Origin of the sequence: Nocardioides sp. NBC_00850 (genome assembly GCF_045207335.1) — a bacterium.
GTDB lineage: Bacteria > Actinomycetota > Actinomycetes > Propionibacteriales > Nocardioidaceae > Nocardioides.
In genome coordinates, this window is the sequence record NZ_CP108845.1 from 21,910 (window position 1) to 44,097 (window position 22,188).

General features: G+C 69.5%; 22 protein-coding genes. 3 read left to right on the forward strand and 19 right to left on the reverse strand.

Features of this window, described 5'->3' with window-relative positions:
* Positions 1-86 precede the first annotated feature (86 nt).
* A complete protein-coding gene (locus OH802_RS00110; RefSeq protein ID WP_406023963.1) occupies positions 87-1,280 on the forward strand; it encodes a THUMP-like domain-containing protein in 1,194 nt (397 codons plus the stop codon).
* Between the two features lie 9 nt (positions 1,281-1,289).
* Here OH802_RS00110 and tsaD read toward each other — a convergent pair whose 3' ends face one another.
* From tsaD to glmS, 10 genes are all read right to left on the reverse strand, one after another.
* Complete coding sequence (gene tsaD, locus OH802_RS00115) at positions 1,290-2,351, reverse strand: tRNA (adenosine(37)-N6)-threonylcarbamoyltransferase complex transferase subunit TsaD (protein WP_406023964.1); 1,062 nt, start codon at positions 2,349-2,351, stop codon at positions 1,290-1,292.
* A 268-nt stretch (positions 2,352-2,619) separates the two neighbouring features.
* A complete protein-coding gene (locus tag OH802_RS00120; RefSeq protein ID WP_406023966.1) occupies positions 2,620-3,051 on the reverse strand; it encodes a hypothetical protein in 432 nt (143 codons plus the stop codon).
* Positions 3,052-3,246: 195 nt separating this feature from the next.
* On the reverse strand, positions 3,247-3,699 hold the full coding sequence (rimI, locus tag OH802_RS00125; RefSeq protein ID WP_406023968.1) for a ribosomal protein S18-alanine N-acetyltransferase: 453 nt from the start codon (positions 3,697-3,699) through the stop codon (positions 3,247-3,249).
* Positions 3,696-4,346 carry a tRNA (adenosine(37)-N6)-threonylcarbamoyltransferase complex dimerization subunit type 1 TsaB gene (gene tsaB / locus OH802_RS00130; RefSeq protein WP_406023970.1) on the reverse strand — a complete coding sequence of 217 codons (651 nt, stop codon included), beginning with the start codon at positions 4,344-4,346 and terminating at the stop codon, positions 3,696-3,698. Before tsaB ends, rimI begins: the two co-directional genes overlap by 4 nt.
* Before the next feature lie 10 nt (positions 4,347-4,356).
* Positions 4,357-5,301 carry a tRNA (adenosine(37)-N6)-threonylcarbamoyltransferase complex ATPase subunit type 1 TsaE gene (gene tsaE, locus OH802_RS00135; protein WP_406023972.1) on the reverse strand — a complete coding sequence of 315 codons (945 nt, stop codon included), beginning with the start codon at positions 5,299-5,301 and terminating at the stop codon, positions 4,357-4,359.
* Entirely contained in the window at positions 5,298-6,395 is a 1,098-nt protein-coding gene (locus OH802_RS00140) for an alpha/beta fold hydrolase (protein WP_406023974.1), read from the reverse strand. The genes tsaE and OH802_RS00140 overlap by 4 nt, the downstream gene beginning before the upstream one ends.
* Positions 6,392-7,576: an alanine racemase gene (alr, locus tag OH802_RS00145; RefSeq protein ID WP_406023976.1), complete on the reverse strand. Its 1,185-nt coding sequence runs from the start codon at positions 7,574-7,576 to the stop codon at positions 6,392-6,394. The genes OH802_RS00140 and alr overlap by 4 nt, the downstream gene beginning before the upstream one ends.
* Before the next feature lie 28 nt (positions 7,577-7,604).
* Positions 7,605-8,975, reverse strand: coding sequence for a bifunctional ADP-dependent NAD(P)H-hydrate dehydratase/NAD(P)H-hydrate epimerase (locus OH802_RS00150; RefSeq protein ID WP_406023978.1), 1,371 nt, complete (start codon positions 8,973-8,975; stop codon positions 7,605-7,607).
* Positions 8,976-9,088: 113 nt separating this feature from the next.
* Complete coding sequence (locus tag OH802_RS00155) at positions 9,089-9,442, reverse strand: holo-ACP synthase (protein WP_091051775.1); 354 nt, start codon at positions 9,440-9,442, stop codon at positions 9,089-9,091.
* A 13-nt stretch (positions 9,443-9,455) separates the two neighbouring features.
* On the reverse strand, positions 9,456-11,300 hold the full coding sequence (gene glmS, locus OH802_RS00160; RefSeq protein WP_406023980.1) for a glutamine--fructose-6-phosphate transaminase (isomerizing): 1,845 nt from the start codon (positions 11,298-11,300) through the stop codon (positions 9,456-9,458).
* Between the two features lie 70 nt (positions 11,301-11,370).
* On the opposite strand from glmS, the gene coaA reads away from it, so the two are divergent.
* Entirely contained in the window at positions 11,371-12,336 is a 966-nt protein-coding gene (coaA, locus tag OH802_RS00165) for a type I pantothenate kinase (protein WP_406023982.1), read from the forward strand.
* 122 nt (positions 12,337-12,458) lie between these two features.
* Here the strand turns inward: coaA and glmM are convergent, their stop codons facing one another.
* From glmM to OH802_RS00190, 5 genes are all read right to left on the reverse strand, one after another.
* Positions 12,459-13,814 (reverse strand): phosphoglucosamine mutase, encoded by a 1,356-nt coding sequence (gene glmM / locus OH802_RS00170; protein ID WP_406023984.1) that lies wholly within the window; start codon positions 13,812-13,814, stop codon positions 12,459-12,461.
* Between the two features lie 104 nt (positions 13,815-13,918).
* Positions 13,919-14,419, reverse strand: coding sequence for a 30S ribosomal protein S9 (gene rpsI / locus OH802_RS00175; RefSeq protein WP_183541754.1), 501 nt, complete (start codon positions 14,417-14,419; stop codon positions 13,919-13,921).
* 14 nt (positions 14,420-14,433) lie between these two features.
* Positions 14,434-14,877: a 50S ribosomal protein L13 gene (gene rplM / locus OH802_RS00180; RefSeq protein ID WP_355019881.1), complete on the reverse strand. Its 444-nt coding sequence runs from the start codon at positions 14,875-14,877 to the stop codon at positions 14,434-14,436.
* A gap of 420 nt (positions 14,878-15,297) precedes the next feature.
* On the reverse strand, positions 15,298-15,513 hold the full coding sequence (locus OH802_RS00185) for a hypothetical protein (protein ID WP_406023987.1): 216 nt from the start codon (positions 15,511-15,513) through the stop codon (positions 15,298-15,300).
* Complete coding sequence (locus tag OH802_RS00190; RefSeq protein ID WP_406023989.1) at positions 15,510-16,913, reverse strand: FlgD immunoglobulin-like domain containing protein; 1,404 nt, start codon at positions 16,911-16,913, stop codon at positions 15,510-15,512. The genes OH802_RS00185 and OH802_RS00190 overlap by 4 nt, the downstream gene beginning before the upstream one ends.
* A gap of 238 nt (positions 16,914-17,151) precedes the next feature.
* Here OH802_RS00190 and rocD point away from each other — a divergent pair, with 238 nt between their 5' ends.
* A complete protein-coding gene (gene rocD / locus OH802_RS00195; RefSeq protein ID WP_406023991.1) occupies positions 17,152-18,390 on the forward strand; it encodes an ornithine--oxo-acid transaminase in 1,239 nt (412 codons plus the stop codon).
* 106 nt (positions 18,391-18,496) lie between these two features.
* On the opposite strand, the gene OH802_RS00200 is transcribed toward rocD, so the two are convergent.
* The 4 genes from OH802_RS00200 to OH802_RS00215 all read right to left on the reverse strand — a co-directional run bounded on the left by OH802_RS00200 (position 18,497) and on the right by OH802_RS00215 (position 22,047).
* Entirely contained in the window at positions 18,497-19,567 is a 1,071-nt protein-coding gene (locus OH802_RS00200; protein WP_406023993.1) for a nitrate- and nitrite sensing domain-containing protein, read from the reverse strand.
* On the reverse strand, positions 19,564-20,088 hold the full coding sequence (locus OH802_RS00205; protein WP_355019886.1) for a SigE family RNA polymerase sigma factor: 525 nt from the start codon (positions 20,086-20,088) through the stop codon (positions 19,564-19,566). The genes OH802_RS00200 and OH802_RS00205 overlap by 4 nt, the downstream gene beginning before the upstream one ends.
* 142 nt (positions 20,089-20,230) lie before the next feature.
* Positions 20,231-21,487, reverse strand: coding sequence for a hypothetical protein (locus OH802_RS00210; RefSeq protein WP_406023995.1), 1,257 nt, complete (start codon positions 21,485-21,487; stop codon positions 20,231-20,233).
* Positions 21,487-22,047: an RNA polymerase sigma factor gene (locus OH802_RS00215; RefSeq protein ID WP_406023997.1), complete on the reverse strand. Its 561-nt coding sequence runs from the start codon at positions 22,045-22,047 to the stop codon at positions 21,487-21,489. The genes OH802_RS00210 and OH802_RS00215 overlap by 1 nt, the downstream gene beginning before the upstream one ends.
* Positions 22,048-22,188: the final 141 nt, after the last annotated feature.

The following is a 22,188-nucleotide window of genomic DNA, read 5'->3' on the forward strand; positions in this document are numbered from 1 at the left end:
CGCACCCGGCGGATCCTAGATCACAAACACCCGATGGGGTAATGGAGTTTGCCCGGACCGGAAACCGGCCTGAGAGGATCGGTCGCATGGACCTCGACGCCTTCTCCTGGTTGCTGACCGATGACGGGCAGCGGCTGCTGGCGCGGGCCACCGAGATGACGGCGCCGGCGTCAACCGACGGCAAGGGAGATGGCAAGGACTCGGCGCTGGCGGTGCAGACCGCCCTGCGCAAGGGCGAGGCGGCCGAGCGCGTGGCCGTGGCGATGACCCAGGTCGACCTGCGCCGGAAGGCGGCCGCCAAGTTCGGCGACCTAGCACCGCGGATGTACTTCACCCCCGAGGGCCTCGAGCAGGCCACCCGCCTCGCCGTGGCCCACCACCGGGCGGCGCGGCTGCGCGCCTTCGATGCGACGAGCGTCATCGACCTGGGCTGCGGGATCGGCGGTGACCTGATCGCCTCCTCGCGCGCGGGGCTCACCGCCGCCGGGGTCGACAACGATCCGGAGCGGGTCGCCGTCGCCCAGGCGAACCTCGACGCCCTCGGCCTGCCAGGTGCCGTCACCGTCGCCGACGCGACAGGTGTCGACCATTCCCCCTTCGACGTCGCGTACGCCGATCCGGCACGCCGCGGCGCCAAGGGCCGGGTCTTCTCCGCTGAGGGGTGGACGCCGCCGTGGTCGTGGGTCGAGACCCTCTTCGCGCGCGATGCGTGCGTGAAGGTCGCCCCCGGTATCCCGCACGACCTCGTACCCGACAACGTCGAGGCCGAATGGGTCAGCGACCGCGGCGAGGTCAAGGAGGCCGCGCTGTGGTCGGGATCGTTGGCCAGCACCCACCGTCGGGCCACCGTGATCGGCGAGCGCGGCCTGGCGACGCTCACCTCCGAGGACGACCCCGGCGCCGAGGTCGGCCCGGTCGCCGAGTTCCTCTACGAGCCCGACGGCGCCGTGATCCGCGCGGGGCTGGTCACCGCCGTCGCCGCCGGGGTGCAGGGCCACCTGATCGACGAGCACATCGCATACGTCGCCTCCTCTGCCTCCTTCGAGACACCGTTCGCCCGCGGGTATCAGGTGCTCGAGGAGCTCCCCTACCGGGACAAGCAGCTCAAGGCGGCGCTGCGCGAGCGCGGGATCGGGAAGCTGACTATCAAGAAACGCGGCGTACAGGTCGTCCCCGAGCAGCTCCGCAAGCGGCTCGCACTGTCCGGCTCCGAGGAGGCCACGATCGTGCTCACCCGGGTCGCAGGCGAGGGAACGTGCCTGTTGGTGCGGCCCTTCTGAGCGTGGAGATCAGACCAGGACGGTCGTGATCGGCTGGGAGGAGTCCGCCGGGAGATCCAGCGCCGAAGGCGTACGTCCCCTGGCCACCATCTCCGCCCCCAGAGCCGCCACCATCGCCCCGTTGTCCGTACACAGGCCCGGGCGCGGGACTCGGACGCGGATGCCGAGCTTGGTGGCACGCTCCTCGGCGAGCACCCGGAGCCGGCTGTTGGCCGCGACCCCGCCGCCGATGATGATGTCCTCGATGCCTTCGGAGGAGGCGGCGTCGAGGGCTTTTCGCACCAGGACGTCGACCACGGCCTCCTGGAAGCTGGCGGCCACATCGGCAACCGGGACGGGTTCGCCGCTGCGCTCCTTGGCCTCGATCCAGCGGGCGACCGCGGTCTTGAGCCCGGAGAAGGAGAAGTCGAAGCGGTGTCGTTCCAGGTCGCGGCGACTGCTGAGCCCGCGGGGGAAGTCAATCGCGATCGAGCTGCCCGACGTGGCGGTCCGGTCGATCACCGGGCCGCCAGGGAAGCCGAGGCCGAGCAGGCGGGCGACCTTGTCGAAGGCCTCGCCCGCGGCGTCGTCGATCGTCGCGCCCATCGGGTCGACGCCCTCGGTGATGTCGGTGACCTTGAGCAGGCTGGAGTGACCGCCGGAGACGAGCATGGCAATGCACGGCTCGGGAAGGGGACCGTGCTGCAGCTGGTCGACCGCGACGTGCGAAGCCAGGTGATTGACCCCGTAGATCGGCTTGTCGAGCCCGAGGGCGAGCGCCTTGGCCGCCGCCACCCCGACCAGCAGGGCGCCCGCGAGGCCCGGTCCCGAGGTGACGGCGATCGCGTCGACATCGTGGAGCTTGATGCCCGACTCCTCGCAGGCACGCTCGATCGTCGGCACCATAGCCTCCAGATGCGCCCGGCTGGCGACCTCCGGCACGACCCCACCGAACCGGGCATGCTCCTCGACGCTGCTCGCCACCGCGTCTGCCAGCAGCGTGTGCCCGCGTACCACCCCGATCCCCGTCTCATCGCACGACGTCTCAATGCCAAGTACCAAGGGCTCGTCGGCGAGAGGACCAGCAGTCATAGGGGCATTCTGCCTTGTGAACGCTGAGCAACCGGAAAGCGGCCCGCGTGCCTTGGGACCGACGCGGCCAGCGAGAGAGTTGCTCCGTCAGTGGAAGGAATTTTCCTTCCGCTCGGCAACCGTCAGGTTGCGGCGTGTCCGGCAGCCACGCTGGACCCACCTTCTGGACCCACGTTCTCTCCGCGGAAGGAATTTTCCTTCCGCTGGCACCGCTAGGTCCCACATCAGCCGATCCGCCGGAAGGAATTTTCCTTCCGGCGACAGCCGATCAGGCCGCCGCAGCGTTGCTCGGGAACTCCGCCAGGGACGTATAGACCGCCTTCCACAGGCGATGCGCGAGATCTGAGTCGATCGGATCCGCTGCGCAGAGACCGTCCCAGAGTCCGCGAAGTATCGCCTCCACTCCTGCCGCCTCGAAGTCGGTGAGCTCGCGGCCGAGCACTGATCGGAACCAGAACCTCGCGTCGCGCCACAGCTCGCCCACTGCTTGTCCGACTCCGTCGTCTGAACGGGCAAGCTCCTCGAAGCCGAGCCACGCTCTCAGGAAGAACAAGTCGTCCTCGCTCGCTGGCAGAAAGCCGGCCCAGCCGGTCCCATTCACCCGATCCGCGATCCGAGTCCAGAAAATGTCCGCGAACGCAGCGGTTGCGTGCGGCAGCATCCCCTGCGTCCCGCCGAACCACCGGTGCAGCGTCGACACTCCCGTCTTCGCCTCCTCGGCGATCGTCTGAAGCGTGGGTGGACGGAGCCCGCTGCGCCCGATCGTCCGGGCCAGAGCGAGGCCTGCGGTCTGCGAGTCGAAGGCGTTGCGTCTGAGGTGCATGACACCCATCGCAGCACAGAGCACCGACAATTTTCGGGCTCGGTCAGTCTCGGGCTCGTTAGCCTCGGCCGCTCAGGACGGAGCAAGATCGAACGCCAGCACGATCCCCGTCGCCCCGTCGCGGTAGTAGCGCTCGCGGCGGTCGATCTCGATGAATCCGGCTTGGTGGTAGAACTCGATGGCCCCGACGTTGCCCTCACGTACCTCGAGCAGAAGTCGCTCGGCTCCCTCGCTCCGAGCAAGGTCGATAGACGCGGCGAGGAGCGATCCACCGATCCCGCGGCGGCGCTGCTCCTCGGCGGTCGCGATCCGCTGGAGCTCGGCGATCTCGTAGACGACGCTCACCAGCGCATGGCCGATGATCGTTCCCGCATCATCGACGGCGACAAGGATCCGGACCGTCGGCATCTTCCCGTCGATCGCCACCTGCAGGTACTCGGGGGTCCAGGCATCATCCGGGAACGCCTCGAGCTCGAGGGCGGCGATCGCGTCGACGTCGTCCGGGCCGGCCGGGCGTACGGTCACTGGGAGACCTTCTTCTGGACCTTCTTCTGGACAGCCTGCTCCACCGCATCCGGCCGACGCAGGTAGAGCGGCTCAGGATCCATCAGCTCGACCTGCTCCTCGGCGACCGCCCGGGCCAGCCAACCGGCGGACGGGCGTACCGGGCCGAGCGGCGTCGGGAACGCGTCGGGATAGAGCAGCGCCCCCTCGCCGACGACCGGCGCCGAGGTGGCGACCTCGGCGGGGCGGGCGACGACCGGGCCCTCGAGGCGTACGCCGTCGGGGTCGTAGGAGGCCAGGTAGACCTCCTTGCGCCGCGCATCCGTCGCCACGAAGAACGGGCCTCCGACCCCGGAGGCAACGGCCTCGACCGCCAGCACGTCCAGAGTGCACGCCGCGTAGACCGGGATCTCCAGCGCGAACCCGAGCGTTCGAGCGGTGACCAACCCGACCCGCAGGCCGGTGAACGGCCCGGGGCCTGCGCCCACGGCGATGGCGGTCAGATCCTGACGTACGATCCCGGCCGCCGTCAGGACGTCGGAGATCAGCGGCGCGAGCTGCTCACCATGCTTCATGGTGCGGTCGGAGACGACCTCGGCGACGACGTCATCACCGTCGTGGAGCGCCACAGTCACCTGGGGCGTGGCGGTGTCAAAGGCGAGAAGCACAACTCACACCCTAGAGCGCGCTGAGGTCCGCGCCGCGCCAGCGGGCCCCGACCGGGACGATCTCCACGCGCCGAGGATCCGCACCGTCGGGCGCCTCGACCAGATCCAGCGGTGCCTCGTCGGCCTCCGCGCGTACGATCCGGATCTCCAGCCGCGACTCGGAGAGCCCCTCGGCCAGACCCTCGCCCCATTCCACCACGGTCACCGCGTCATCGAGATCGGTGTCCAGGTCGAGGTCGTCGAGCTCCTCGATACCGCCGAGCCGATAGGCGTCGACGTGGACGAGCTCCGGGCCGCCGACGGTCGAGGGATGCACCCGGGCGATGACGAAGGTCGGCGAGGTGATCTCGCCACGCACCTCGAGCCCCGCCCCAAGCCCCTTGGTGAAGGTGGTCTTGCCGGCGCCGAGGCCCCCCGAGAGGACGAGTACGTCACCGGCGGCGACCAAGCCGGCCACCCGTCGGCCGAGCTCGAACATGGCGTCGGCGTCGAGCGCCTCGACGACATACTCGTTCAGCGGACGATGGAGCCGAACCGCGGGTGACTCACGGGAGATCTCTCGAAATCCTTGCCGCACCCAGAACCGCAGCGTCTCCGGAAGCTCCTCGCGAGCGATCACCGCGAGATCGTCGAAACCCTCCGCCCCCGCGACCCCGGCGGCGTACGTCACCATCTTGTGCGCCACCCCATGACCCTGCTGATCAGGCAGAACAGCGAAACGACGCAGCCACAGGGTCGAGTCCGCGGGATCCATGAGGACGGCCCCGACGCCGACCCCGTCCAACCGCGCCACCACTCCGCCGAAGCCGGAGAGGCGCTCCTTCATCGACCCTTCGGTCTCGCCGAGCGCATCCGCGGGCGGGTCCAGCGGCGGGCGGGCGGAGAAGGCCGCCCGGACGATACCGAGCACCTCGGTCGCGGCCTCCGGCCCGACCCGCTCGAAGACGAGCGTCATGCCGAGGCCGCATCCCGGGTGGCCGAGGCGAGCAGCTGGTCGAGCTCGGCGTTGACCTGACCGTGCCGCTCGAGGATGACCATGTGGCCGGCCTCCTCACACTCGACCAGCCGGGAGCCCGGGATGTAGGAGTGCAGCTTGCGGCTGTGGCCGATCGAGGTGAGCCGGTCAGCGGTACCGCAGATGATGGTGGTCGGCACTCGGCCGAGCGTGGTGATCGACGCGAACTTGTCCAGCGCCCGGAAGCTCGGGAAGAACTCCGCGACGACCTCGAACGGCGTCTGCGAGAGCAGCCCGTCCACGAAGTCGACGTACGCCTCCGGCACCTCGTCCCCGAAGGCGAACACGTCGGTGAAGACGGTTGCCACCGAGGACCCCATGGCGCGGAACCGGTCGACGATGCCGTGCCCCCTGGCCAGCGTCCGCATGGTGCGGTTGGCGATCCCGCCGGACAGCTTCGCCGGGAGCACCGGGATCAGCAGCCGGCTCGGGTCGAGACCACCGGCGGTCGTCGAGATGAGCGCGGCGCCGATGATGCGGCCGCCCTCGTCGTAGGGCGCGAACAGCTCGGGGTGGTCCTCGGCGAGCGCGGCGATCGTCATCCCGCCCATCGAGTGGCCGACCAGGATCACCGGCCCCTCCGGCACGACCGCGTCCAGCACCCGGAGCAGGTCGTCGCCGAGCTGGTCGATGGTGGCGTTGCCGAGCGAGGAGCGGCCGCTGCGGCCGTGGCTGCGCTGGTCGTAGAAGACCGACCGCACCAGGCCCCGGTACGCGGCGCGCTGGAAGTGCCAGCAGTCGAGGTTGAGGCAGTAGCCGTGCACGAAGACGAGGGTCACCCCGTTCGCACCGCCGGGGTGCGTGTGAGCCGGGTCGACCTCGTCGACCTCGACATGAAGAGGTACGCCGTCGGAGGTCACCACGGTGACCGGGCAGGACCGCAGCGTACCGAGCGGGGTCCGGTCCTCGGGGCGTTCCTCGATCGCGCGGCGGCGCTTCCTGACCACCACCGCGCCGCGGGCCGCGGCAGCGACCGCCGCCGCTCCCAGCGTCCCTGCCGCGATCTGGCCGATCCGTGCTGCGATGCTGCTCATCTGTCGCCTCCCTGTTCGGCCTGCTCGGTGTCGACGTAACGCCGCTTCATCCGTCCTCCGATTCTGGTGACGACCTCGTACGCGATGGTCTCGCTCGCCTCGGCCCAGTCCTGGGCGGTCGGCTCGCCATCGGCACCGGTGCCCCACAGGAGCACCTCCGCACCGCGTTCGACCGCAGCCTCCCCGAGATCGACGACGATCTGGTCCATGCAGATGGTGCCGCGCACGGGGTATCGAGCTCCGTCGATCCACACCTCGGCGCGATTCCCGGCACGACGCTGGATGCCCTCGGCGTAGCCGACCGGGATCAGCCCCACCGTCGTCGGCTCATCGGCCACCCAGGTGTGGTTGTAGGAGACACCCGCACCGGCCTCGATCGGCTTCACCAGCGCCAGCTCGGCCCGCACGGTCATCGCCGGGACGAGTCCGAGCTCGGCCCACGGCGATCCCTCGACGCCGGGCGCCGGGTCGATGCCGTACGTCGCGATCCCGACCCGCACCAGGTCGAGCCGCGCGCTGGGGCGCAGCAGCGCTCCCGCGGAGTTGGCCAGGTGACGTACCTCCGGCCGGAGGCCGGCATCCTCGGCGACCGCGAGCGCCTCGGCGAAGACCTTCTCCTGCAGGGCACTGGCCGGGTCGGCGGTGTTCTCGCTGGCGCTGAAGTGCGACCAGATCCCGGTGACCCGGATCGCTCCCTCGGCCTCCAGGATGCGCGCCAGCCCGACCAGCTTCGACCAGTCGGCGAAGGCCGCACCGCCCCGGCTGAGTCCGGTGTCGACCTTGAGCTGCACCCGCGGCGTACGGCCCAGGGTGTCGCCGGCTGCGGCGAACTTCTCCAGGTCGGCGATCGTGTAGGCGGTGACGTCGATGTCCGCGGCCACGAGCTCCTCGGCGGGCTCGCTGGGCATGATCAGCCAGGCCAGCAGCCTGCCCTCGTCGCCCGCCGCGCGCAGCGCGAGTGCCTCGTCGGCCGAGGCCACGCCGAGCCAGTCCGCGCCGCCCTCACGAGCGGCCCGCCCGGCCTCGACCAGACCATGCCCGTAACCGTCGGCCTTGACCACCGTCATGATCGGCGTACGCAGGTGCTCCCGCAGCCGCGAGACGTTGTGTCGGATCGCGGCGAGGTCGATGACGATCTCGGCTCGCCGAAGCGGAGCCCGAGGCGCTGGGCTCGGTGACATGGTGTCAAGGATAGTTCGTGCGCAGTGCTCAATTGCGCAGGGGGGAGACAGCAGGAAGGGACCGGATAACGGCGGGTATCGCGGCGGCGACCCCGCTCGCGGTGACCGGTCCGCCGGCGCTGGCGAGAGTGGCGGCCGCGCCGTGCAGCCAGGCGCCCGCCGAGGCGGCGTCGATGGGGGCGAGACCGGCGGCCAGCAGCGAGCCGATCAGTCCGCCGAGCACGTCCCCCGAGCCGGCGGTGGCCAGCCAGGAGGTGCCCGTGGTGTTGACCCGTACCGGTGTGTCGGGGTCCGGTGAGGCGATCGTGGTACGCCGCCCCTTGAGCAGCACCACCGCATCGAACCGCTTGGCCGCGAGCCGTGCGTAGTGCAGCGGACGTGCCTCGATCTCGCCGCGGTCCTCCCGGATCAGCGCCGCGAGCTCGCCGGCATGTGGAGTCAGGATCGCGGGCACCCCGAGCGGCCCGTTCAGCGCACGCAGGCTGTCGGCGTCGATGACCAGAGGTACGCCGCTCGCCCGGGCGAACGCGAGCGCGCTGTTGGCGCCGTCGGCGCTGCCGGAGCCGACCACCCAGGCCTGTGCCTGGCCGTCGCCGACGACCTCCGGGTTGTGTCGCTTGACCCACTCGGAGGCGGTGCCGACGTAGCGGACCATCCCGGCCAGTCCGGTGTTGGCGCCGGAGACGGCCAGCAGCGCGGCCCCGGGGTAGGTGGCGCTGCCGACCCTCAACCCCACCACGCCGCGGGAGTACTTGTGCCCGTCCGGCGCGGGACGCGGCACCAGGTCCGCCACATCGGCGGCCTCGAGGCTCTCGACGGCCGGCGTCGGAAGCCGGAGGCCGATGTCGACCAGCTGCACCGTCCCGCACGCCGAAGCGGCCGGGTCGAGCAGATGACACGGCTTGTAGGTGCCGAACGTGACGGTGAGGTCGGCGGTCACATGAGCCCCGTCGACCTCTCCGGAGTCGACGCAGACCCCGCTCGGTGTGTCGACGGAGACGACCGGGATCCCGGCGAGGAGGGCCAGTGCTGCCTCCGCGTCCGGCCTCAGCCCGGGCTTTCCCCCGATCCCGACGATCCCGTCGACGACGACATCGAAGGCACCGGTGGTCGAGCTTGTCGAGACCGACGACAGCGTCCCTCCGGCCGCCTTCAGAGCAGCGACCCCACCCGCATGCGCCCGGTCCGACAGCAACCATGCCTCGACCCGCGCCCCTCGACGCGCGAGCAGCGCCCCGGCGTACAACGCGTCTCCGCCGTTGTCCCCGCTCCCGACGAGCAGGACGATGCGTTTCCCGTAGGCACCGCCGAGACCCCGCCCGCGAAGGTGACCGATGACCGCGTAGGCCAACCCGGCCGCCGCACGCTGCATCAGGGCACCTTCTGGCAGGCTCGCCATCAGGGCCTTCTCTGCCGCTCTGACCTGCTCAACCGAGTGCGCACGCCGCATGACCCCAGCCTACGCGTGAGGGACGCCGGTTGGGGTCGGCCACAAGGCGCAAAACAGCGCTGTCAGTCCTCCAGGACGACCATCGCCGAGGCGATGCCGGCGTCGTGGGAGAGCGAGAGGTGGACGGTGGCGACACCGAGCTTCGTGGCCTGCGCCAGCACTGTGCCGCGGAGCTCGAACCGGGGCTGGCCGGAGGACTCCGAGATCACCTCGGCGTCGTGCCACTCCATCCCCTGCGGCGCGCCGAGCGCCTTGGCGAGCGCCTCCTTGGCGGCGAACCTGGCGGCCAGCGAGGCCATCGGCTTCGTGGCCTCGGCGGGCGTGAACAGGCGCTCGCGCAGCCGCGGCGTACGCTCCAGCGACTCCTCGAAGCGCTCCAGGTCGCAGACGTCGATCCCGACTCCGAGGACAGCCATCAGTAGACCGCCATCACTCGACCGTGACGGACTTGGCGAGGTTGCGCGGCTGGTCGACGTCGTAGCCGAGCTCGGTGGCGAGCTGGCAGGCGAAGAGCTGCATCGGTACGACCGCGACGAGCGGCTGCAGGAGCACCGGCACCTTGGGCAGCCGGATGATCGTGTCGGAGACCGAGTCGACCGAGTCGTCACCCTCCTCGACCAGGGCGATGGTGCGGGCGCCGCGGGCGCGCACCTCCATGATCCCGGAGCGCATCTTGTCGTGCAGGAAGTCGCGGCCGCGCGGAGGCACGATGCACCAGATCGGCAGGCCCTCCTCGACCAGCGCGATCGGACCGTGCTTGAGCTCGCCGGCGGCGAACCCCTCGGCGTGCAGGTAGGCGAGCTCCTTGAGCTTGAGCGCGCCCTCCAGCGCCACCGGGTAGCCGGCGTGGCGGCCCAGGAACAGGAACGCCCGGCGGTCCGCGTATTCACGCGCGAGGTCGTAGACCTGCGGCGCCGTCTCCAGCACCTTCTCGACCGCCGCGGGCATCGCCTCGAGCTGGGTCATCACGCCGTCGATCTCGTCGCCGTACATGGTGCCCTTGACCTGGGCCAGGTAGAGCGCGAGCAGGTAGCAGGCGACCAGCTGGGTGACGTACCCCTTGGTCGAGGCGACCCCGATCTCCGGGCCGGCGTGGGTGTAGATGACCGCGTCGGACTCGCGCGGGATCGTGGAGCCGTTGGTGTTGCAGATCGCCAGCACCTTCGAGCGCTGCGAGCGCGCGTGCCGGATCGCCTGCAGCGTGTCGGCGGTCTCGCCGGACTGCGAGATCGCCACCACCAGGGTGGAGTTGTCGAGGATCGGGTCGCGGTAGCGGAACTCGGAGGCCAGCTCGACCTCGACCGAGATCCGGCACCAGTGCTCGATGGCGTACTTCGCCACCATGCCCGCGTAGAACGACGTCCCCGCGGCGATGATGATGATCTTGGTGACCTCGCGCAGCTCGTCGTCGTCGAGCCGCATCTCGTCGAGGTGCAGAGACCCCGAAGGCGTACGCCGCCCCAGCAGCGAGTCGGCGACCGCACGAGGCTGCTCGAGGATCTCCTTGCGCATGAACCAGTCGTGGCCGTCCTTCTCGGCGGCCGCGAGGTCCCAGTCGACGTGGAAGCGGCGGCCCTCGGCGGGGGTGCCGTCGAAGTTGGTGACGGTCGCGCCGTCGCGGGTGATGGTGACGACCTGGTCCTGGTCGAGCTCCATCGCCTCGCGGGTGTGCTCGATGAAGGCGGCGACGTCGGAGCCGAGGAACGACTCCCCCTCGCCCAGACCGACCACGAGCGGGCTGTTGCGCCGGGCGGCGACGACGCGGGTCGGGTCCTGGGCGTCGATCGCGACGAAGGTGAACGCACCTTCGAGGATCGAGCAGACCTTCTGCATCGCGATGGTCAGGTCGGCCCCGCCGACGACCTCGCGCTCGAGCAGGTGGGCGGCGACCTCGGTGTCGGTCTGCGAGGTGAACTCGTGCCCGTCGGTCTCCAGCGAGGCCCGCAGCTCGGCAAAGTTCTCGATGATGCCGTTGTGCACGACCGCGACGCGGCCGGTGCGGCCGACATGCGGGTGGGCGTTGCCGTCGGTCGGACCGCCGTGGGTCGCCCAGCGGGTGTGGCCGATCCCGGTCATCGACGCCGGCAGCGGTGTGCCCGCGATCGCCTTCTCCAGGTTGGCGAGCTTGCCGGCCCGCTTGTCCACCGCCAGCCCATCGGCAGTGATCAGAGCGATCCCAGCCGAGTCATAGCCGCGGTACTCCAACCGCCGCAGTCCATCGATCACGACGTCCTGCGCCGACCGGTCTCCGACGTACCCAACGATGCCGCACATGGCGGATGATCCTACGGCTCTCGTGGACCCCAGCAGGAAGCGGCGGCGCATGTGCGTAACAATCGTTGCCATGTCACACCCCGGGCCACACGGCGATGACCGCGGCTCCTCGCCCTACGTCGAGCTCGACCGTAGCGCGTGGGCCGAGCTCGCGACCGAGACCGAGAGTCCGCTGACCGAGGCCGAGATCGAGTCTCTGCGGGGCCTGGGCGACCAGATCGACCTCAAGGAGGTCGAGGAGGTCTATCTGCCGCTCAGCCGGCTGCTGAGCCTCTACGTGAGCGCCTCGGACAAGCTCCACGACCAGCAGGAGCTCTTCCTCGGCAAGGCGATGCCGGAACGTACGCCGTTCGTCATCGGGGTCGCCGGATCCGTCGCCGTCGGGAAGTCGACCACGGCTCGTGTGCTCCAGCAGATGCTCGCCCACTGGCCCGAGCACCCCAACGTCGCCCTGGTCACCACCGACGGGTTCCTCTACCCCAACGCCGAGCTCGAGCGTCGCGGACTGATGGAGCGCAAGGGCTTCCCGGAGTCGTACGACCGCAAGGCCCTGCTCCGCTTCCTCGTCGACCTCAAGTCGGGCGAGGACGAGGTGCGCGCGCCGATCTACTCACACCTGACCTACGACGTCACCGACCAGACCGTGCTGGTCAAGAAGCCCGACATCGTCATCCTCGAGGGTCTCAACGTCCTGCAGCCCTCCCGGGTCCGCGCCGACGGCACCATCTCCCTCGCCCTCTCGGACTTCTTCGACTTCTCCGTCTTCGTCGACGCCGACTCGCGCGACATCAAGCAGTGGTACGTCGAGCGCTTCCTGCGGCTGCGTGAGACCGCCTTCCGCGACCCGTCGTCCTACTTCACGAAATATGCGGCCCTGAGCCACGACGAGGCCATCACCCGCGCCACCGAGATCTGGAACGAGATCAACGGCCCCAACCTCCGCGAGAACGTCCTCCCCACCCGCTCCCGCGCCACCCTCGTCCTCCGCAAGGACCGCGACCACTCCGTCCGCTACGTACGTCTGCGGAAGATCTAGGGTCGGGGCGGTTGGGACACCCGGTTAACCGGGTATCCCTGCACTTAAAGGGTGTTGCATTGCCCGAGAAATGCAGGAATACCCTGTTAACCGGGTATTCCTGGGGCCGGTGTGACGAATGATCAGAGAGCGAGCCGCGCGCGTACGACGTCGGCGAGCCGCTCAGCACAGGCCTCGGCCTCGTGATGGGTGGGGGCCTCGACCATGACGCGTACGAGGTTCTCGGTGCCCGACGGGCGCAGCAGGATCCGCCCGGAGCCGGCGAGGGCCTTCTCCTCGGCGGCGACGGCATCGAGGAGGCCGTCGTCGGTCTTGCAGCGGGCCTTGTCGACGCCCTTGACGTTGAGCAGGACCTGCGGGAGGCGGGTGACGACGGAGGCGAGGTCGGCGAGGGTACGCCCGGTGAGGGTCATCCGCTGCAGGACGTGCAGCGCGGTGAGGATGCCGTCGCCTGTGGTGGCGTGCTCGCTCATGATGATGTGGCCGGACTGCTCGCCACCGATGGCGTAGCCGCCCCGGCGCATCTCCTCGAGCACGTAGCGGTCACCCACGGCGGTCTGCTTCACGTGGACGCCCGCGGCGTCCATCGCCTTGACGAAACCGAGGTTGCTCATCACGGTGACGACCACGGTGTCGTCCGGGAGCCGGCCGGCGTCGTGGAGCCCGAGCGCGAGGATCGCGATGAGCTGGTCGCCGTCGACGAGGTTGCCCTCACCGTCGACGGCCAGGCAGCGGTCGGCGTCGCCGTCCCAGGCGAACCCGACGTCGGCGCCGTGTTCGACGACCGCCTTCTGGAGCATCTCCGGGTGGGTAGAACCGACCCCGTCGTTGATCGAGAGGCCGTCGTTGACGTCGTTGATCGCGATCACCTTCGCCCCGGCCTGGTCCAGAGCCAGCGGACCCGCGGCGGCGGCCGCGCCGTTGGCGCAGTCGACGACGACGGTCAGCCCGTCGAGGCGGCGCTCCAGCGTGGAGATCAGGTGGGCTGCGTACGTCTCCACGGGGTTCTCATGGGACGAGATCCGGCCCACCGACGCACCGGTGGGGCGGTCCCAGGGCTCGTCGAGGTGTGCCTCGATCCGGTCTTCGAGCACGTCGTCGAGCTTGTGCCCGCCGCGCTGGAGGAACTTGATGCCGTTGTCGGGCATCGGGTTGTGCGAGGCCGAGATGACCACACCGAGGTCGGCCTGGAGGGCAGCAGTGAGGAAGGCGACCCCCGGCGTCGGCAGCACGCCGACGTCGATCACGTCGCAGCCGGCCGAGGCCAGACCGCCGGCCACCGTGGCCTGAAGGAACTGCCCGGAGACGCGCGAGTCGTTGCCGACCACCGCCAGCGGCTTGCGTCCGCTGCCGGAGTCACGCAGCTCCTCGGTCAGGACCAGTGCCGCCGAGGTGGCCAGGTTCTGGGCGAGCGAGGCGGTGAGGATCTCGCCGTTCGCGAGACCGCGAACTCCGTCAGTGCCGAAAAGGCGTGCCACGTCCGTGTGACCTTCTTTCGTACGTCGGCCCCCGCCCGAAAAATGAGTCGGGGTGCCTCGGCGAGCCGAGGCACCCCAACAATGCTAGGCGATCTCCTGGGCGATCAGCGCTTGCTGAACTGCGAGGCCTTGCGGGCCTTCTTGAGACCGGCCTTCTTCCGCTCCACGACGCGGGCGTCGCGGGTCAGCAGACCGGCCTTCTTGAGGGTCGGGCGGTTGGCCTCTTCGTCAACGATGTTGAGCGAGCGGGCCACGCCGAGACGCAGCGCGCCGGCCTGACCGGCGATGCCGCCGCCGTCGATGCGGGCGATCACGTCGAAGCGACCCTCGAGCTGCAGCGCGGCGAACGGCTCGTTCGCGATCTGCTGGTGCAGCTTGTTGGGGAAGTAGTCCTCGATGGTGCGACCGTTGATGGTCCACGAACCGGTGCCCGGGACGATCCGGACGCGGGCCACGGACTCCTTGCGGCGGCCGGTCGCGGCGGCCGGGGCGATGGTCGCCGGGCGCTCGGGGGTGTCGGCGGACGGGGCGCTCTCGGAGGTGAAAGCAACGCCCTGCTCGTCGGTCTCGAAGGTCTCCTCGACCTCTGCGGTGTTCTCAGTCATGTCCTGGTCCTGGCTCACTGGGCGATCTGCTTGATCTCGAACGGAACGGCCTGCTGCGCGACGTGCGGGTGCGTCGGACCGGAGTAGACCTTGAGCTTCTTGAGCATCTGACGGCCGAGCTTGTTCTTCGGCAGCATGCCCCACACAGCGGTCTCGATCGCCTTGCGGGCGTCCTTCTCGAGGATCTCGCCGATCGGGGTCGCGGTCAGACCGCCCGGGTAGCCCGAGTGGCGGTAAGCCAGCTTGGTCTTGGCCTTGTTGCCGGAGAGGGAGACCTTCTCGGCGTTGATGACGATGACGAAGTCGCCGGTGTCCGCGTTGGGCGCGAAGATCGGCTTGTGCTTGCCGCGCAGGAGCTCAGCGGTCTGGACAGCGAGACGGCCGAGACGGACGTCGGTCGCGTCGATCACGAGCCAGGCCCGCTCGATGTCGCCCGGCTTGGGAGCGTAAGTACGCACTTGTGCCTTCTTAGTTCGTTGGACCCGGCGCACGGATGCGCACCGGGATGTTGCTGCGTGGCTTCTGACGAACACGGCCCGGCTTGCCCTGTCCTCTGGGTGGTCCCAGCGGCAGTCATCCGGATCTGCGCCCCTGACCGTGCGAAATGATCAGGACGCGGCAGGAGTCACGACCTCACAAGGTTACGAGCCCCCGCACGGCGGAGACAAATCAAGACGTACGCCGCCGGTCGGGGAGCCGGGCGGCGTACGCGATCTTGGGGCAGGTCAGCTCGGTTGACCCTACGTTTCAGTGTCCGTCCGGTTCCTGTGATGAGGCTGTGACAGGCCTTCAGCTCTCCTGAAAACCGCAGACGTACGCCGCCGGGACCGTGCCCGGCGGCGTACGTCGTCTTCTGCTCGATGTCGGCTAGCGGTCGGCTAGTGGTCGACGCCGACCTCACCCTCGGGGGCGTACAGGTCGGTGACCTCCTCCGGATCGAGGTGCTTCTCGGGCCCGGGCGGGGTGGTCTGGTTCTTCTCGACCACCGGTCGCTTCGGCTCGTCCTCGCCGGTGAGCGCGATGGCGCCGCCGAACGCGCCGCCGGCCACCAGCACCGCTGCGGCGGCCAGGATCAGCTTGCTCGACACGGTCACGCCAGCACGCGGTACTGGATGCCGACGGAGTACTTCCAGATGTCGTAGCGCGAGCTCGAGTTGAGCCCGGCGGTCCACCACACGGCGGGGCAGTACTGCGTCGACGTGCGGCTCTGGATCAGGCTGTTGGGCGAGGCGACGGACGCCATCGTCTTCCACTTGACCGAGTTGCCGAACTGGTGCTTCTGGAGGCTGGCCCAGTCGGACGGACGCAGGACGGTGGAGACCATGTAGACGTTCTTCGTGTAGCCCTTCGGACGACCGCCGTAGTGCTTCAGCGACAGGTTGCGGTAGTTGCCGTCGACCGACTTCGGCAGGCACTTGACGTTCTCGGTGTAGACGGTCGCCTTGGAGCTGGTGCCGGACGCCTTGCAGCGTACGTTCGAGCGCAGGCCGCGGGACTCGGACCAGTCGCTGCGAGCGGGCGCCTTGAGGGTCGAGCAGGAGCCGACGTACTTGTAGTTGAGGGCGTCCGCGGCGGTGACCGTCCTGCTGTAGGTCTTCCAGGTCAGCTTCTTGGCGGACGCGGCGACCGAGATCTGGGCGGCGGTGGCGTTGCCGGCCCTGTCCTTGGTCTCGACGCGGATGTAGTAGGTGCCCGAGACCCGGGTGCCGGCGTTGTTGTAGCCGTTCCACGCGTAGGACGTGGTGCCGGAGAAGCTCGAGGACGAGCCCAGGGTGCGGACGAGGGTGCCGCCGGCGGTGACCACCTTGGCGGTGAAGCCGACGGTCTCGTTCACGGTGAACTTCGCCGTGACCGTGTCGCGGTAGCCGTCCTTGTAGGGGTAGAAGGTCGTCAGGTTGCGGCTCAGGGTGACGACCGGCTTGGTGGCGTCGACGGCACCGAGATCGGCGGTGACGGAGTCGGTCGCGCCGCTCTCGCCCTCGATGAACGCGGTGATCCGGTAACTGTCGGTCGCGGTCGCCATCGTCGCCTGGACCGTCCCGACGCCGTCGGCGTCGAGCGTGATCGGCGCCGACTGCGGGCCGCTCGGCGAGGTGCCGTTCGAGCCGGTGATCGTCCAGTTGGCCACCGGGTTCGCCCCGAGCGCCTCGACGTTCTCGACGTCGTACGTCACGGGGAACGTCGCGCCCCCAGCTGGGGTCGTGGCGGGGACGGTGATCACGACAGTGGTGACCACGGCGGCGGTCGGCTCCTCCGCCACGCCCTCCGTGGCGGGCTCGGGCTCGGGCTCGGTCTCGGGCTCGGTCTCGGGCCCCGTCTCCGGCTCGGTCACGGTTCCCGTCTCGGTCTCCGTCCCGGGATCGGGCTGCGACGGGTCGGCGGGGGCCGTCTCCGACGGGTCGGTGGTGGTCGACGGGGTCTCCGTCGCGAAAGCCGGCACCGCCGGCACGATCAGGGCGACGGCAGCAGCCGCCACCAGTGCGCGGATGCGCATCTGTGGTTCCTCCGAGTCTTCTGCCCGAGACGGTCTGGGTCGCTTCGCAGTCAGAGAACGCGAGGCGGGCGGACGAAACCTATACCCCCGGACGCACCCTCGGCACCGGGATTTACCGCCGCGTTACCGACCGGGAGACAACGATGAGACATCTGGCGTAGCCTGATCGTAGGATTGTCTGACAATCAGATGATCTTGGCTCAGATCACCGAGAACGCCCCACAGATGGAGGAGTGCGATGACCCTGCTCAACGAGGCTCAGGCCACCGCTGCGACCAGCTTGACCCCCGCCGCTTTCGCGGCCGCCGAGGCGCACTCCGCGCACAACTACCACCCCCTCGAGGTGGTGATCAGCCACGCCGAGGGCGCCTGGGTGACCGACGTCGACGGCCGCCGCTGCCTCGACATGCTGGCCGGCTACAGCGCGCTGAACTTCGGTCACGGCCACCCCGCTCTGCTGTCGGCTGCCCGTGAGCAGCTCGACAAGGTCACCCTGACCTCGCGTGCGTTCGTGCACGACCAGTTCGCCGAGTTCACCGCCCGCTTGGCCGCGATGTGCGGCAAGGACATGGTGCTGCCGATGAACACCGGCGCCGAGGCCGTCGAGACCGCGATCAAGGTCGCCCGCAAGTGGGGCTACGACGTCAAGGGCGTCCCGGCCGACCAGGCCGAGATCATCGTGATGGCCGGCAACTTCCACGGCCGCACCACCACGATCGTCGGCTTCTCCGACGACGCCGACGCGCGCGACGGGTTCGGCCCGTTCGCCCCCGGCTTCGTGATGGTCCCCTACGCCGACCTCGCCGCGATCGAGGCCGCCATCACCCCCAACACGGTGGCCGTGCTGGTCGAGCCGATCCAGGGCGAGTCCGGCGTCGTCATCCCCGCCGATGACTTCCTGATCGGGCTGCGCGAGGTCTGCACCCGCGAGAACGTGCTCTTCGCCGCCGACGAGATCCAGGCCGGCCTCGGCCGCACCGGCTACACCTTCGCCTGCGACCACGCCGGCGTGAAGCCGGACATGTACATCCTCGGCAAGGCCCTCGGCGGCGGCATCGTCCCCGTCTCGGCCGTCGTCGCCGACCGCGACGTGCTCGGCGTCATCGGCCCCGGCCAGCACGGCTCCACCTTCGGTGGCAATCCGCTCGCCTGCGCCGTCGGCACCGCCGTCATCGACCTGCTCGAGACCGGCGAGTTCCAGGCCCGCGCCGAGGCGCTCGGCCAGGTCCTGCGCGACCGCCTCCTGGCGATGGTCGGCAAGGGCATCGTCGGCTTCCGCTCCCGCGGCCTGTGGGCCGGCGTCGACATCGACCCGGCCATCGCCAGCGGTCGCGAGATCTGTGAGCGCCTCCTGGCCCGCGGCGTACTCGCCAAGGACACCCACGGCTCCACCATCCGCCTCGCGCCGCCCCTGGTGATCGCCGAGGAGGACCTCCACTGGGCCCTCGACCAGCTCGAGGCTGCTGTCTCGGCCTGACCCCAGCGAATCTGTAGTTCTGGCGGGCCGAATCTGTAGTTGTGGGCGACGAAACTCTACTTTCGTCGCCCACAACTACCATCTCGGCCGTTTCGCCGTGCCGGGCTCAGTCGACCTCGGCGAGGTCGTCGATGAGCTCGTTCGCCGCAGCGACGGCCAGGTTCTGCAGCCCGCGGAACAGCTCAGTGCAGGACGCCGCATGCTGGTCCGGCGTCATCGTGACCCGGTCCAGGTTGCCGTTGGCCAGGACCTGGTTGACCGCCCGTTGCGCGGGAACCCCGACGGCCCCGTTGGTGGCAGTGTTCTTGGTGATCTCGTCGAGGGAGTCGCGCTGAGGTTCCGAGCTCGACGTGTAGAGCGCCGAGAGCGACAGGCGCCACTCAGCCTCGGCCCGAGCAAGCTCGGCGAACTCCTCCTTGCTGAGAGCATCCGCGCCCGCAGCGCCCGCACGCTGCATGGCCTCACGCTTGGCGAGTGCCGGCATCATGATGTTCCGCTGCGTACCGAGCGACCGGAAGGCCGGGCCCAGGTGGCCGAGCGCCTCGATCTCGTCGTCGATCTCGGCGTCACCGACATACGGCACGAGCGTCGAGATCGCGAGGAGGTCGTTGGAGAGCGTCGACAAGGCCAGCGCCCCCTGCAGCCGAGTCTCCTCCGTACGCATCATGGATCGCGTCTCCGGTAGGGCGGCCAACGACTGCTGGATCTCGGAGACGAGGTCAGCGAGCTCCTGGTCCCCGCCGTCGATCTGCTCTGCCTTCGCGGTCCAGGTCACGATGGCCTCGTCGGTCTGCTCCTGGATCGGCTTCATCACCACGTCAGGGACGTCCGCGAGGGCGGCGTCGCGCTCGAAGATCAGGTTGATCGCCAGGCCGAACGTGCTGGGCAGGGCCTGCGCGACCGACTCGGCCCGGCGCACCGACGAGGAAGATGTGGAGGTGGGCGACACGGCCGGGTCGGTGGCCCGATCCGCAACGAGAGGCCGCAGCGCGACCCCGGCGATGGCGATGATCCCGGCCGCCATGATGGTCCCGGCGGCGGTGAGCAGTCGCGCCGAGCGCACGCGGCGGCGGCCGCGGCGTACGTCCTCGGAGGGGTCCGGGAGCGGGACCGGAACCGTGGCGCCGATGCGGTAGAGGCGCTCGCGCAGCAGGGTGTCGTCGTCGAAGGTGTTCATCGCCGGCCTCCTCGGGCAGCGTCGGGGGCAACGTCGGGGACAGCGAGGCCGGGACGGAGGGCGCGGCGCAGGCTGGCCAGGGCGGCCGAGGTCTGGCTCTTGACCGTCCCGGTGCTGATGCCGAGGTCGGCAGCGGTCTCCTCGACCGACAGACCCCAGTAGTGCCGGAGCACGACGACTCGCCGCTGACCTGCGGGAAGCGCACGGAGCGCGGTCCAGAGCTCGTCGAGGTCCTCGGTGTCCGGGCCGCTCGGCGCCGGCCGGTCGACGATCTCGCCGGCCCGCTCACGCCGCCACGGCCGACGGCCCTCGTCCAAGTGGCTGTTGACCAGCACCCTGCGTACGTAGGCATCGACGCTGTCGGCCTTCCGCACCTTTCGCCATGCCGCGTACACCTTCGACAGCGTCAGCTGCACGATGTCCTCGGCGCGATGCTCGTCACCGCACAACAGGTACGCCGCGCGGTAGAGATGCGCGCGTCTGTCCCTGACGTAGGCGGTGAACTCCTCGTCCCTGCTCAACGTCTCTCCTCCTCCGGTTCCAACCCCCGACGCCCTATTGACGTAGCCGGCGCTGGATCGGTTGGGACACCGAACTCCTCGACGTAGATCGCGCACAGGACCGGGTCGCACTCGCCAAGACCGCCGACGGCGAAGCCTGACCTCAGCCCTGCGGCTGCCACCTCCGATCGAGTACGAAGTCGACGGCGCGGTCCACCGGGATCGCGCTGTCGCCGTACACGCTGACGGTGTAGACGGGGCCCTGGAAGACGACGAGGTTCACCGGGTCAGCGGGCTTGCCCATCCAGCGGCGGTTCTTGCCGAGCCCGATGAAGACCTCGTTGCCATCGACGGTGCGAATGATGCAGCGCTTGTAGACGGCGCGGTGGCACGCCTCGTCCATCTGGATCGGGTTGAACGTCTCCTCCAGCCGCACCTCGACAGAGCCCGGCTCGCCACTGGAGAAGCTGTCCGCCATGTCCTGCTTGACGTCGGTCAGAACGACGTACGCCTCGTGGTCGAAGCGCGTCGGCATGCCGTCGAACCACGTTGCCGGGGTTCCGGGCGGGACCAGCGTCTTCAGCGCGGTCCTGCCCAGCTCCTTGGCATCGACCTGAGGCGGCAGATCCAGTTCCGGGACGACCAGCCGGGGGTCGACTGCGGCCGCCATGACCTCCTTCTCCCCGAGGTCGACACCGGAGACGGGGATCGTCGAGTTGTTACCGAACAGCGAGTCGAGCGTGATCGCGACGACCGTCCCGTCGGAGCGCTCGACGGCATAGGTCCGTGCGCCGCCATACGTCGCGACTCTCGCCTCCTTCGCCCCCGGGTGGTTGGCGTCCTCACAGGTCCAACCGGGGTCATCGCACAGGAAGCCCACTCCATCCCAGCCGGACCCGACGGCAAGCTGCACCATCCCGAGACCGTCCTCGCCTTCGACGGTCCACCCCAGCTTCGTACCGATGGTGCGCCCACTGCCGGCCTCACCGCTCTGCATGTTGGAGACGGTCTCATCGAGATGCTCCCCGGCGGGATCCAGATGCTCGGCGAGGACGTCTCGGTACTTCTGAAGCACCGAGATGTCGCGAGACCACGAGACTCCGTGGCCGTTGAAGGCCGCGGGCCACAGCCCCGTGACGTCGTCCCCGGGAGCCTTCACCGGCGCTACCACCCGGTCGGGCACCGGCGACGGTTTCGCCGACGTCTCCAGCGGACCTGCGATCTGCTCGTCGCCCTTCAGCAACGACGTCCTCTGGGTGACCACGACACCACCGGCCGCCGTGATCGCCACCGCGGCGGCAGCCGCGACAGGTACCATCCACCTCTTCGTACGACTCTCCTGGGAGATCGCCTGCATCAGCTCCGCCTCTCGCCGCGCCTTCACATGGTGGCGCAGGCTGCGCTCAGGAATTCCAGTCATCAATTCTCCCCCTCACCCATCAGCGCGGCGACCCGCTTGCGTGCGCGGGAGAGCCGGCTGCGTACGGTCCCGACAGGGATGTCGAGAGCCTGGGCAACTTGCAGATACGAGAGGCCGTCCCAGGCGATGAGCATCAGGATCTGACGGTCCTTGCGACTGAGCCTGTCGACAGCCGCGAGGAGCTCGGACATCCGGCGCTCCTCGTCGAGGCGGCGTACGACTCCGTCCGCATGGTCCTCGGCGTCGTCGAACCGCACCAGCTGCAGCCTGCCCGCCAGCGCGTTCTGCCGGCGGGCACCACGGGTGGCGTTGCGGCAGACGTTCTCGGCGACGGTGAAGAGCCACGGCATCAGCGAACCGTCGTAGGCCACCGCCCGTTCCCGCACCCGCCAGACCTCCAGGAACGCCTGGGACATCACGTCCTCGGCGAGGTTCCAGGAAGCCACGCGGCGGAAGCAGAAGTTGTATACCGGATCCGCATAGCGCCCGAACAGCTCGGCCATCGCCTCGTGGTCGCCCCGGCGCAGACGCTCCGCCAGACCGCTGTCATTCTCCGTCACCACGAGTCCGAAGCTCTGGGACTCACTACCTCTCACGCACCCTCTATGTCCGGTAGGTCCGGAGGGGTTCCACTCCGGACGTACCTTTGTCAGGGCCTCAGCTGCGTGCCGGGAGCCTGGCCCGCGGAGCCTAGCCAAACC

Excerpts from the sequence above, each read along its gene's own strand:
- OH802_RS00210 (WP_406023995.1), bottom strand. The coding sequence starts at position 21,487 with ATGACTGGAATTCCTGAGCGCAGCCTGCGCCACCATGTGAAGGCGCGG.
- OH802_RS00155 (WP_091051775.1), bottom strand. The coding sequence starts at position 9,442 with ATGGCTGTCCTCGGAGTCGGGATCGACGTCTGCGACCTGGAGCGCTTC.
- OH802_RS00190 (WP_406023989.1), bottom strand. The coding sequence starts at position 16,913 with ATGCGCATCCGCGCACTGGTGGCGGCTGCTGCCGTCGCCCTGATCGTG.
- OH802_RS00110 (WP_406023963.1), top strand. The coding sequence starts at position 87 with ATGGACCTCGACGCCTTCTCCTGGTTGCTGACCGATGACGGGCAGCGG.
- tsaE (WP_406023972.1), bottom strand. The coding sequence starts at position 5,301 with ATGACGCTCGTCTTCGAGCGGGTCGGGCCGGAGGCCGCGACCGAGGTG.
- rocD (WP_406023991.1), top strand. The coding sequence starts at position 17,152 with ATGACCCTGCTCAACGAGGCTCAGGCCACCGCTGCGACCAGCTTGACC.
- tsaD (WP_406023964.1), bottom strand. The coding sequence starts at position 2,351 with ATGACTGCTGGTCCTCTCGCCGACGAGCCCTTGGTACTTGGCATTGAG.
- OH802_RS00150 (WP_406023978.1), bottom strand. The coding sequence starts at position 8,975 with ATGGCGAGCCTGCCAGAAGGTGCCCTGATGCAGCGTGCGGCGGCCGGG.
- OH802_RS00140 (WP_406023974.1), bottom strand. The coding sequence starts at position 6,395 with ATGAGCAGCATCGCAGCACGGATCGGCCAGATCGCGGCAGGGACGCTG.
- alr (WP_406023976.1), bottom strand. The coding sequence starts at position 7,576 with ATGTCACCGAGCCCAGCGCCTCGGGCTCCGCTTCGGCGAGCCGAGATC.
- glmS (WP_406023980.1), bottom strand. The coding sequence starts at position 11,300 with ATGTGCGGCATCGTTGGGTACGTCGGAGACCGGTCGGCGCAGGACGTC.
- OH802_RS00200 (WP_406023993.1), bottom strand. The coding sequence starts at position 19,567 with ATGAACACCTTCGACGACGACACCCTGCTGCGCGAGCGCCTCTACCGC.
- coaA (WP_406023982.1), top strand. The coding sequence starts at position 11,371 with ATGTCACACCCCGGGCCACACGGCGATGACCGCGGCTCCTCGCCCTAC.
- rpsI (WP_183541754.1), bottom strand. The coding sequence starts at position 14,419 with ATGACTGAGAACACCGCAGAGGTCGAGGAGACCTTCGAGACCGACGAG.